This is a genomic window from Streptomyces sp. NPDC050433 (genome assembly GCF_044458565.1).
GTDB lineage: Bacteria > Actinomycetota > Actinomycetes > Streptomycetales > Streptomycetaceae > Streptomyces.
On sequence record NZ_JBITIB010000031.1, the window covers coordinates 94977 to 105120 of the forward strand.

Consider the following 10144-nt stretch of genomic DNA (forward strand, 5'->3'; position numbering starts at 1 on the left):
TGGATCAGATCAGGCTGATCAGATCAGGTTGATCCGCTCCTGGGCCACCGGGTACCCCGCGCGCGCGAAATGCGCGGCCATCGGGAAGTTCCCCTGGTCCGTCGCGCCGGCGATGACGGTCGCCCCCGTCTCCGCCAGCACGTTCGTGCACTCGACCAGCAGGTCGTACGCGTACCCGTGACCGCGCTGCTCCGGTACGACTCCGATGAAGCCGACGCACGGTCCCGACAAGTTGTGCGCGGGTACGTGGATACCGACCAGCTCGCCCGCCGGGTCGTACGCCAGCTGCCACCACTCGCGCGGCGACGGGCACCAGCGGAAGAAGTCCAGCTCCTCCTGGGCGGCCCGGTCCAGCCCCGACTCGCGGTCCGGCCCCGACTCCTCGATCGCGCGCCGCGCGTGCGCGTCGAGCGTGGCCGAGTGGACGCGGCGCAGCACGTCGAAGATCACGTCGTCGTCCGGCTCGGGACGGAACTCCAGCCGGCCCGGCCGGGTCGGGAGCCCCAGGTCGGCCGTCCACCGGTAGTGGAAGCGCTCGACCAGCGGCTTCATCCCGGCGGCCTGTGCGGCGCCCGCCCGGGACTCGACTGCCGCGCGCAGCACCGGGTCCTCGCGCCAGCCGGCGGGCGCGATCAGCTCGTACTCGACGTTCCACGGTGCGCGGCGCAGCAGTTCGGCGCCTGCCTCGTCCTCGCCGTCCGCGATGTCGAGCCAGTTGAGCAGCATCGGCTCACGGTCCTTGGGCCCGCCCCACCAGGCGGCGCGGGCCACGACCACGCTGTCGCGCAACGCCACCCAGGTCCACTCGGGGCGGTAGTCGCCGCCCTCGGCGACGGTGCGGTACTCGACGCCGGTGATCACGCGGCCGACGAGTCCGGGGTCGGGCAGCGAACGGAACAGCGGGGCTTCGGAGCCGGTGAGAGGACGGAAGACCGGATCGGTCATGTAGATGAGCCTCCAGGAAGGGGCGCTCACCGTAATCGACCGGCCAGAGGCCGGTCGAACCAATTTTGTCACCGTGGATTGGCCCTTCTGGACACGTCACCGACTCGGCCCGACAATCAGTCATGTGACGTCCTCGTTCGAGTTCCACACGTATCCCGCTCGGCTCTCCGACGCCGAGCGCGACCGTGTGCTCGCGCTCCTGCGAGAAGGAGCGGCGCAGGGCAAGCTCTCGCACGACACCTTCATACGCCGGATGGATCTGGCGCTGGCCGCGCGCAGGTCCGACGAACTGGCCATACTCACAGCCGACTTGGACACCGACGGCCGCTGGTCGCGGCGGGTGTTCAGCGCGGTGGGGCGGGCTTCCGCGTTCTCCGCGCGGCTGCGCAGGGCCTGGCAGGTCGAGCGGCTGCCGAAGCTGCTGCTGCCCGATCCGGGCCCGATTCCGCTTCGTATCGGCCGCGACCCGATGAACGGGCTGCGGCTCACCCACGACACCGTCTCCCGGCTGCACGCCGAGCTGGGTATGCAGGGCGGGCGGTGGATCCTGCGGGATCTGGGGTCGACCAACGGCACGACGGTCAACGGGCGTCGGGTGACGGGGACTGTCGTGGTGTACGACGGGGATGCGGTGAGCTTCGGCGAGCTGAGCTTCCGGCTCGCGGCGCACTGAGCCACGACGAAGGCCCAAGTCGGCGACCTGGGCCTTGGCGGAAGGGCTACCGGCTACGGGCTACCGGCCGGCGGCTACCGGCTCAGCCGGTCCTGACGGGGGTCAGGGTGAATCCGTCGTTGGACTTGCCCGCGAGGAGGTCGGCCAGCCCGCCGCTGAGGGCGTACGTCGTGCCGCCAGGTCCCGCGGTCACGTCGCTGGTGACGGGATCCTTGACGGTGTCGGTGACCGTCACCGTGGCTTCCTCCCAGCCGTCGCCGGGCTCCACGTGCTGGATCTGGGCGGGCTTGCCGGACAGCAGACCGCTGCTGACCGCCGTGAGCGAGCCGTCCTTCAGCAGCCGCATGCCGGCGGCGGGGGGCGCGAGCGGCGCGGAGAGCTTCACCTTCTGCGCCTTTTCGGGGTCTTGGACGGGCACCCGTACGAGGGAGCCGTCGGCCAAGGCGATGATCAACTGGTTTCCCTTCACCCACTCCACCGCTGACATCCCCACGTCGTCGAGGAAGTTGGGAATGTCCAGCTTGCCCTGGAGCAGGTCACTGCGCAGGAAGACCGAGGCGCGGCCCTTCGTATCGACGCGGAACACTGTCGGGGTCAGCTCGTCGACGGCGTAGACGGTGCCGTCGGGCGCCACCGTCACGTCGGAGATGAGGTGCTTCTTGCCGTCGAGGGCGATCGCCGTCAGATCGACGCACCAGTCCTGCTTCCCGGTGGTCAGGTCGTAGCTGCCGACACCGGCGATGCCGAAGGGGGTGTCCCTGGAACGCTCGGCGGTGCCGTAGTCCACGTTGCTGACCAGGATGCGACCCCGCTCGCGGTCGACGCGGACGGCCTGCGCCGACACGAGTTCCGGATCGTCGATGTGGGTGCGCACCTTTCCGTCCGTACCGACGGCGAAGACCTTGCCCTGCTTGAGCGAGCCGGCGAAGAACGTCTTCGACCGCGCGTCGAAGTCCAGCGAGTGCGGGAACACGTTGGGGCCGGCGGCTTTGATGGGGCTGGGCGCCTTCTGCTTGCTCTGCTCGAACCGGGGCCGCTCGGAGCCGGAGCTGGATACGGAGCCGGAGGCGGATCCGCTGGAGGAGCCGTTCGCCGCCAAGGCCGTCCCGGTGGCCGCCGCCGCGACGAGTACCGCGCCGGCGATGGCGATCTTCAGCTTCGTGTTCTTCATTGTCCTTGTTCCTCAGGAGAGTTGGAGCCGATATGTACTGCGGTGGGTTGTGTGGGGGTCCCCCACGGCGAACCTTCAGGTGGCGTGAAAGGGGAATGCCCGGCGCGGGAAGGCGCGCGTGACTGACCCCGTGGCAGTGCCTTTCGGCTTCAGGCCGGGGGCTGCCGAGTGATGTTCAGGCGTGGGGCAATCAGGAACGGACGGGAGGAACGACGCGTGCGAGGGTGCCGGCGGCGGGGTGGGCCGTCGCCGGCCGGTCCGCAGGGGGCAGGAGGGTCTGGTTGAGCAACTGCAGCGCCGCCTGGGCGGTGGAGTCCGGCGCCGCCGTTGTCACCACCATCCGGATCCCCTGTCCCCGGGGAACCGGGAGCGAGTGCTGCAGCACGTCCAGCTCCCCGACCATCGGATGGCGCATCCGGTACTCGGCCATGTCCCAGGCGCGCACCCGGTGCTCGGCCCACAGCGTGGCGAACTGCGGGCTGCGCATGGTCAACTCGCCTATGAGGGAGGCCAGATGCGGGTCCTCCGGATAGTGGCCGACCGCCTGCCGCAACTTGCCCACCACGTCCCGTGCCTTCCTGGGCCAGTCCACGTACAGGTCGCGTGTGTGGGCGTCCAGGAACACCAGCCGGGCGGTGTTTGGCCGCGTGGCCGCTTGATCCGGGCTGTCCGGGGCCAGGTGCCCGGCGAACAACGCGTGCCCGGCGCGGTTCCACATCAGGACGTCCGAGCGCCGGCCGACGACGACCACGGGTGAGTCCCCGAAGGCGTACACCAGTTGGCGCACGGCCGCGGTGACACGCTCGGCGGGAAGCCGGCGGCGGCTCTGCCGCGCATCACCGGACAAGGTGTGCAGGTGGCGCCGCTCCGCGTCATCCAGGCGCAGAGCCGTGGCCAGCGCGTCGAGGACCTGCGGCGAGGCGTTGAGCGACAGCCCCTGCTCCAGCCGGATGTAGTAGGCCACGCTGACACCGGCCAGCTGAGCCAACTCCTCACGCCGCAGCCCCGGCACCCGCCGCCGATCCCCGTAGTCCGGCAACCCCACGTCGGCCGGCTTCAACTGCGCCCGACGCGTGGACAGGAACTCACCGAGGAGGGACTTGCCGTGCGTTCTGTCGTTCATGGGATCGAGTATGGCCAGGCGCTCCACACTTAGCCTGCCCCTGCGAGTAGCAGACAAGAAGTCGCGGGCGCACGTACACACCGAGGCTCGTGCACCGGCGCCCGGCATTGATCAGCTGCCTTGAAAGATCGCCCCGCAGAGCAGCGTCTTGCCGTCGTCCACCAACCAGGCCAGGTATTGGGTCTGGTCGTTCGCCCCCTCCACACAATTGCCGGCGTTGCCGCCCGGCGGGGCTTGATAGACGCCCCTGATGTGGATGATCCGGTCGTACGCGGCGGGAATCCGCTGCGCCTTGCAGTCCACAGCTGTCATTGATCCCAGTTGGGTGTCGTTACCTACCTGCTTGCCGAGCACGCAGTAGTGCTTACGGTAGATGCGGGTGACACAGAGGTTTGTGGTCTCGCCCGAGACGGCAGAGGTGTAAGTCCAGGCCGACTTCCCCGCACTGATGGGACAGCTGCTGGCAGTGGTGCTTGTGACTTGCACCATGCCCGTCGTCGCCGCGCAGGACACGGGATCCGGCGGAACGTCGGCGCTCCAGTCGATGCCGTTGCCCCCGTGGCCGGTGTCGTAGACCGGCAGGCATTCGCCCACCGAGACACCCTTGAATGACTCTTCGGTGGGATCCGGAGTGGGCGACGACACCTTGGAATCGGGCTTGTCCGCTCCGCCGCCGAAGTCGTCTTCTGAATCCGGACCGCTGGTGTCCACATCACTGTCAGGGCCGTCGGGCGCGCGGTCGGTTTCTGAGCGCTCATGCGCGCCTGAGCTGGAACTGGGTGGGGATGACTCCGCCAACACCTCTTTCAGCTCCTGCGCGTTGCTCACTCCAAGCCAGGTCAGGATCGCGATCACGGATGCGATTCCTCCGAGCCATGCCAATAACTTGCCGGTGGAAGCATCCCCGGACGCACCTGCCATGATCCCCTCCCCCGTTAATGCCGAGACGATATCCACTTCGCGGACGACGAGGCCGCCAGGATGCTGAGCGAAAGGGCAGGCTATCTCGGCGACGATATGACCGTCCAAGGATTGCCCGGCCTGGTCGTGACAGGGCACTGGTGATTTCGGCTCGAAGCCGGTCCGTCAGGGGCCGGCAGGTGCGGTGGTCCGGCTCGTCGCCGAGCGGCTTGCCGTGGTGAGCAGCGTGGTGAAGCCGTCCGTCGTCCAGGCCGCGCGGCCCACGAACAGGCCGTTCACGCCCGGTACTTCGAGCAGCGCGGCGGCGTTGTGGGGGGTGACCGAGCCGCCGTACAGGATGGCCGCTACGCGGTGGCCCCACCGGGCCGTGAGCGCCTGGTGGACGGGGGCGATCTCGGACGGGTGTGGCTCGCGGCCCCCCTCGCCGATCGCCCAGACCGGTTCGTACGCGATCAGTGCCCGTGAAATGTCGGGCAGGCCCTCGAAGGCGGCGGACACCTGGGACAGCACGTGGCTCACGGACTCGCCGCGGTCCGCCACCTCGGCGCTCTCGCCGCAGCAGAGCAGCGGGATCAGGCCGTGGCGCAGTGTGGTCGCGACCTTGCGGGCCACCGTCGCGTCCGTCTCGGCGAAATGCTCCCGCCGTTCCGAGTGGCCGATCTCGATGATCCGTGCGCCCGCGTCGGCCGCCTGTGGCACGGAGATCTCACCGGTCCAGGCGCCCTCGTCCGCCCAGTGGGCGTTCTGCGCGCCGGTGAGTACGGGGGAGCCGGGGCCGAGCGTCGCGGAGACCTCGGCCAGGGCGGTGGCCGCGGGGATCACGAACGGCTGGACGCCCGTGATGCCCCCGCCCACCAGGGACCGCAGGTGCGCGGCGTACGCCACGGCCTCCGCACGGGTCTTCGTCATCTTGAAGCTGGTGCCGATCCAGAGCATGGCGCCGTTCACCCCTGCCCGGCGGTCGGTTCGTACGAGCGGAGCGCGTCCACCTTCGCGGCGGACGGCGAGGTGGAGTCGAACGCGTAGGTCAGCCACTCACGGGCCAGCCGCCGGGCCAGTTCCAGGCCGATGACCCGCTGACCGAAGCAGAGGACCTGGGCGTTGTTGGACAGCACGGACCGCTCGACGGAGAACGAGTCGTGCGCGGTCACCGCCCGTACCCCCGGCACCTTGTTGGCCGCTATCGCCACGCCGAGGCCCGTGCCGCACACCAACAGCGCGCGGTCCGCCCTGCCTTCGGCGACCAGCCGGGCGGCCTCCACCGCGACATGCGGGTAGTCGGTGTCCTGTCCGGACGACACGCCGACGTCGGTGACCTCGGTGACGCGAACGCTGGCGCCCAGGTCGGCCTTGAGGACTTCCTTGTAGTCGAATCCGGCTGTGTCGGAGCCGACGACGATACGCAGCATCAGTCTTTCTCCTTCAGGCAGTTCACGGAGTTCGGGGAGTCGGCGGCGAGCGCCGAGACGATCAGGGCCAGGGAGACGGCTCCCGGATCGGGTGTGCCGAGGCTGCGGTCGCCGTGCGTACGGGCCCGGCCCCGGCGCGCGGTGAGCGCCGAGGTCGCCTCCGCGGCCTCGTGCGCGGTCCGCGCGGCCCGTGTCCAGGCGGCGGTGAATCCGAACTCGGGCAGTGTCGCCTCCAGTTGGTCGGCGAACGGCACGGCGGCGTCGATCAGCGTCTTGTCGCCCGGCGTGGCGCCGCCGAGCCGCGACACCGCGTCCACGGCTGCCCGTACGCCGAGGACCAGCCGTATCCCGTCGGGCGTGGGGCTGTCGTCGTCGCCCAGCGCCGAGCCGAACGCGGTCAGCGCGGCGCCCCACAGCGCGCCCGACGTGCCGCCGCCGCGCTCCGACCAGGCCGCGCCGGCGCGGGCCATCACCGTACGGGCCCCGCCGCCGAGAGCGACGGCCTGCTCCGCCGCCGCCGTGGCGGCCTCGGCCCCGCGCCGCATGCCGATCCCGTGGTCGCCGTCGCCCGCCACCGCGTCGAGGTCGCCGAGGCGCGCCTCGTGGGCCACCACGGTCGCGCACACGGTCCGCAGCGCTTCGGCCAGTCGCACGCCGAGAGCCCGCGAATCGGCCGTGCCCGGTACGACGGGTGGCTCCCGGTGCGTGGCGGTCAGGTCGTCGGTACGGGGCGGTCGGGGCGTGACGGCGCCGCGGCGGAAGGCGGGGGCGGCGGCCGGAGCGGTCCACAGCGCCTCCAACTCGGCGTCGAGGAACGTCAGGGTGAGGGAGAGCCCGGCCATCCCGAGGCTGGTGATCTGTTCGCCGACCACCGGGGCGACGACGGTGAGCCCTTCGGCGGCCAGCCGTTCGGCGACGCGGCGGTGGACGACGTACAGCTCCTCGTACTTGGTGGCGCCCAGTCCGTTGAGGAGCAGCGCGACCCGGCCGGGGCCGTCGGGGGAGCCGCCCACCGCCGCGTCCGCCGCCTCGCGCTCGGCGAGGAGTCCGTCCACCAGCAGGTCGGCGGCCCCGTCGGCGGTGGGCAGCGGCAGTTCGTCGATTCCGGGTTCGCCGTGGATGCCGAGGCCCAGGCTCAGCAGCCCGGCCGGCACCGTGAACAACGGGCGTTCGGCGCCCGGCAGCGTACAGCCGGCGAAGGCGACACCGAGGGAACGGGTGGCGGCGTTGGCCTTGCGGCCGACGCGTTCGGCCTCGTCGATACCGAGACCGGCCTCGGCCGCGGCGCAGAGGATCTTCAGTACGGTCAGATCGCCCCCGATGCCACGGCGCAGCGCGGTGTCGCCGGCCGGGCCGGACGCGATGTCGTCGGTGACCGCGAGTGTCCGGGCGTCCAGGCCCTCCGCGCGCAGTTGTTCGGCCGCCCGCCCGAAGTGCAGGACGTCTCCCGCGTAGTTGCCGAAGCCGAAGATCACGCCGCCGCCGTTGTCCGCGGCCCGTGCCACCGAGCAGATCTGGGACGCGGAGGGGGAGGCGAAGACGGCGCCGCAGGCCGCGCCGTGCGCGAAGCCGGGGCCGACCCAGCCCGCGAACGCGGGGTAGTGGCCGGTGCCGCCGCCGAGGACGACGGCGACCTGGCCCGGCGGGGTGGCCGAGGCGCGGACGACGCCGCCGTGCACGGTGCGTATCTCGTCGGCGTGGGCGGCGGCGAAGCCGGCCAGGGCCTCGTCGGCGAAGTCGCGCGGGTCGTTCGTCAGGACGGTCATGAGCGGCCCGCCCCGTCCACCGCCGCGCGGTCGGCCTCCGCCACCGACCGGGCCGCGGCCACGGCCGGCAGTTTCGCCGCGAGGACGCGGCGCAGGTAGTCGCGGTTGCGGGCGGAGACCCCGAGGCCGTCTCCGCCGTAGTGCTCGGTGCAGATCGGCCCGTCGAAGCCTGCCTCCAGGGCCAGTTCGAGGGCGAGCCGGTAGTCGATGACACCGCCTTCGGCGGGCGCGGGCACGGTGAAGTAGGCGCCGGTCGCCGGGTCGAAGTCCCGGTGGTAGTTCTTGATGTGCCAGTAGTTGATGTACGGCAGGACGGGGCGGAGCAGGTCCTCCCAGTGCGGCGTCGGGCGGTGCAGCCGGACCAGGTTGCCGATGTCCGGGTTGATGCCGACGTTCGGCAGCCCGATGTCGGTGACCAGCCGTACGGCGCTCTCCGGGGTGCCGAGATAGGTGTCCTCGTACATCTCCAGGGACAGCCGCAGGCCGAGTTCGGCCGCTCGCCGGCCGGCCGTCCGCAGCCGCGCCACGGCCAGCGCCCAGGTGCGCTCGTCACCGGCCGGGTCGGCGCCGCCGGGTTCGTGCCAGAACCAGACGGCGCGGCGCTGGTTCTCGGTCAGCGGCCGGTGGAGTCCGGTGCAGACGACGGTGGTGCCGAGTTCCGCCGCGGCGTCGATGGTGCGCAGCAAGTGGTCGAGGTTGGCCGTGGCGGTGCCGGGGTCCGGGTCGATCACGCTGCGCCGGATCACGGAGATGGCGGAGACGCCGAGTCCGCTCTCCTTGAGCGTCCGGGACAGCTCGGCCAGCCGCTCGGGCGGCAGGTCGCCCGGCCGGAGCCAGCTGTCCGTGAGGTCGACATGGTCGAAGCCCTCGGCGGCGACCTCGTCCAGGACGCTTTTCCAGGAGTCGGCGGGGGCGTCCTGGACGGAGCGGCCGTCGCGGGTCGTGTTCGGGAATTGCAGCAGAGCGGCGCCGATCGGCCAGTCCTGCGCGGTGTGGGACATCGTCGTCTCCGGGGTCTGGGCGGGGCTGTCCTCGGGGAGCCGAGGGGCGAGAGGGGAGGAGCCGGGAAGAGCCGGGAGGGGCCAGGGGGAGGAGCCGGGGGAGGGGCCTGGAAGGGCCGGGACAGCGCTGCGAATCGGTTTCCGATCGGCACTGGACCGGCTCTGAATCGTAGAGGCTATAGGATCTATTTAATCGGCAACACCCCACCGGATCGACCGGTGGCGCTAGTCTGGTGAGCGAGATGAACAGGAACGAGAACAGTGCAGCGGTCGCCCCGGCCGCCGGCCGCAAGCCGGTGGTCCCTCGCCGAGCGCTCCGTGACGGTGTCTACGACGCGATCCTGGAAAGGCTGCTCGACGGCTCGACGCCGCCGGGCAGTTCGCTCGGGATCGACTCCCTCGCACGGGAGTTGGAGGTGTCACCGACCCCGGTGCGTGAAGCGCTCGTCCAGCTCGAACACACCGGTCTGATCTCGCGGGTGGCGCTCAAGGGGTATCGGGTCGCTCCGCCGCTGGGGCCGGACCAGCTCGCCGAACTCTTCGACATGCGCACCATCCTGGAGACGGCCGCGGTCGAACGCGCGCTGCACCAGGCCGACGACCTGGTGCCGGAGCTGCGCGCCGCCCACGCTCAACACGTGCTGTGCGCGCACCGCGTACGGAAGCTCCGGGGGGCACACGACGGTCCGACCGGCTTCGCCGATCTGCGCGAATACTTCGCCGCGGACTGGGAGTTCCACCTCACGATCATCCGGGCCTCCGGCAACCGCTTCCTCCTCAAGACCGCCGAGTCCCTGAGCGCGCATGTGCACCGGCTGCGGCAGACGGTCGACCACGGTGTGTCGGACATCGAGCAGGCCGTGGGTGAACACGCCGCGATCCTGGCCGCGTTCGAGTCCGGCGACCCCGAGCGTCCGCTCGTCGCCATGCGGGACCACTTGACGGCGGTGGCACGGCGCGTGTCCGCCGACGGCTGACGGGCCCGTTCCTCACTTCTACGGCTGCGGGGGGGGGCCGCCCCCGGGGGCGCCCCCCCCCCCCCGCCCCCGCCCCCCCCCCCCCGGGCGGGGGGGGGGGCCGAATGCACCCCCCCAGAGGCCCCCCAAGCAGCACCCCCCAAGACACCCCAAAAACA

At 71.2% G+C, this 10144-nt stretch carries 10 protein-coding genes; 2 read left to right on the forward strand and 8 right to left on the reverse strand.

All coding sequences use genetic code 11. From position 1 onward, the window contains the following. Positions 1 to 18: 18 nt before the first annotated feature. Entirely contained in the window at positions 19 to 945 is a 927-nt protein-coding gene (locus ACIBLA_RS30680) for a GNAT family N-acetyltransferase (protein WP_399200510.1), read from the reverse strand. A 124-nt stretch (positions 946 to 1069) separates the two neighbouring features. On the opposite strand from ACIBLA_RS30680, the gene ACIBLA_RS30685 reads away from it, so the two are divergent. Further along, the gene (locus ACIBLA_RS30685) at positions 1070 to 1618 is read left to right on the forward strand and encodes a DUF1707 and FHA domain-containing protein (RefSeq protein ID WP_363239614.1); all 549 of its coding nucleotides are present in this window, start codon (positions 1070 to 1072) and stop codon (positions 1616 to 1618) included. Positions 1619 to 1700: 82 nt separating this feature from the next. On the opposite strand, the gene ACIBLA_RS30690 is transcribed toward ACIBLA_RS30685, so the two are convergent. From ACIBLA_RS30690 to ACIBLA_RS30720, 7 genes are all read right to left on the reverse strand, one after another. Then, positions 1701 to 2789, reverse strand: a complete 1089-nt coding sequence (locus ACIBLA_RS30690) for a hypothetical protein (protein WP_399200511.1) — start codon at positions 2787 to 2789, stop codon at positions 1701 to 1703. Positions 2790 to 2979: 190 nt separating this feature from the next. Next, positions 2980 to 3912, reverse strand: coding sequence for a helix-turn-helix transcriptional regulator (locus ACIBLA_RS30695; RefSeq protein WP_399200512.1), 933 nt, complete (start codon positions 3910 to 3912; stop codon positions 2980 to 2982). A gap of 111 nt (positions 3913 to 4023) precedes the next feature. Beyond that, entirely contained in the window at positions 4024 to 4941 is a 918-nt protein-coding gene (locus tag ACIBLA_RS30700; protein ID WP_363239618.1) for a hypothetical protein, read from the reverse strand. A gap of 57 nt (positions 4942 to 4998) precedes the next feature. After that, a complete protein-coding gene (locus ACIBLA_RS30705) occupies positions 4999 to 5769 on the reverse strand; it encodes a triose-phosphate isomerase (RefSeq protein WP_363239619.1) in 771 nt (256 codons plus the stop codon). 8 nt (positions 5770 to 5777) lie between these two features. Continuing rightward, positions 5778 to 6242, reverse strand: a complete 465-nt coding sequence (locus ACIBLA_RS30710; RefSeq protein WP_363239621.1) for a ribose-5-phosphate isomerase — start codon at positions 6240 to 6242, stop codon at positions 5778 to 5780. Next, positions 6242 to 8008 carry a dihydroxyacetone kinase family protein gene (locus ACIBLA_RS30715; protein WP_399200513.1) on the reverse strand — a complete coding sequence of 589 codons (1767 nt, stop codon included), beginning with the start codon at positions 8006 to 8008 and terminating at the stop codon, positions 6242 to 6244. The genes ACIBLA_RS30710 and ACIBLA_RS30715 overlap by 1 nt, the downstream gene beginning before the upstream one ends. Continuing rightward, complete coding sequence (locus ACIBLA_RS30720) at positions 8005 to 9009, reverse strand: sugar phosphate isomerase/epimerase family protein (protein ID WP_399200514.1); 1005 nt, start codon at positions 9007 to 9009, stop codon at positions 8005 to 8007. The genes ACIBLA_RS30715 and ACIBLA_RS30720 overlap by 4 nt, the downstream gene beginning before the upstream one ends. A gap of 242 nt (positions 9010 to 9251) precedes the next feature. Between ACIBLA_RS30720 and ACIBLA_RS30725 the strand changes: the two genes are divergently transcribed. Further along, entirely contained in the window at positions 9252 to 9986 is a 735-nt protein-coding gene (locus ACIBLA_RS30725) for a GntR family transcriptional regulator (RefSeq protein ID WP_363239624.1), read from the forward strand. Positions 9987 to 10144 lie beyond the last annotated feature (158 nt).

Bases quoted from the DNA above. Each gene is read 5' to 3' on its own strand.
- ACIBLA_RS30680 (WP_399200510.1), bottom strand. From the start codon at position 945: ATGACCGATCCGGTCTTCCGTCCTCTCACCGGCTCCGAAGCCCCGCTG.
- ACIBLA_RS30690 (WP_399200511.1), bottom strand. From the start codon at position 2,789: ATGAAGAACACGAAGCTGAAGATCGCCATCGCCGGCGCGGTACTCGTC.
- ACIBLA_RS30695 (WP_399200512.1), bottom strand. From the start codon at position 3,912: ATGAACGACAGAACGCACGGCAAGTCCCTCCTCGGTGAGTTCCTGTCC.
- ACIBLA_RS30705 (WP_363239619.1), bottom strand. From the start codon at position 5,769: ATGCTCTGGATCGGCACCAGCTTCAAGATGACGAAGACCCGTGCGGAG.
- ACIBLA_RS30710 (WP_363239621.1), bottom strand. From the start codon at position 6,242: ATGCTGCGTATCGTCGTCGGCTCCGACACAGCCGGATTCGACTACAAG.
- ACIBLA_RS30715 (WP_399200513.1), bottom strand. From the start codon at position 8,008: ATGACCGTCCTGACGAACGACCCGCGCGACTTCGCCGACGAGGCCCTG.
- ACIBLA_RS30720 (WP_399200514.1), bottom strand. From the start codon at position 9,009: ATGTCCCACACCGCGCAGGACTGGCCGATCGGCGCCGCTCTGCTGCAA.
- ACIBLA_RS30725 (WP_363239624.1), top strand. From the start codon at position 9,252: ATGAACAGGAACGAGAACAGTGCAGCGGTCGCCCCGGCCGCCGGCCGC.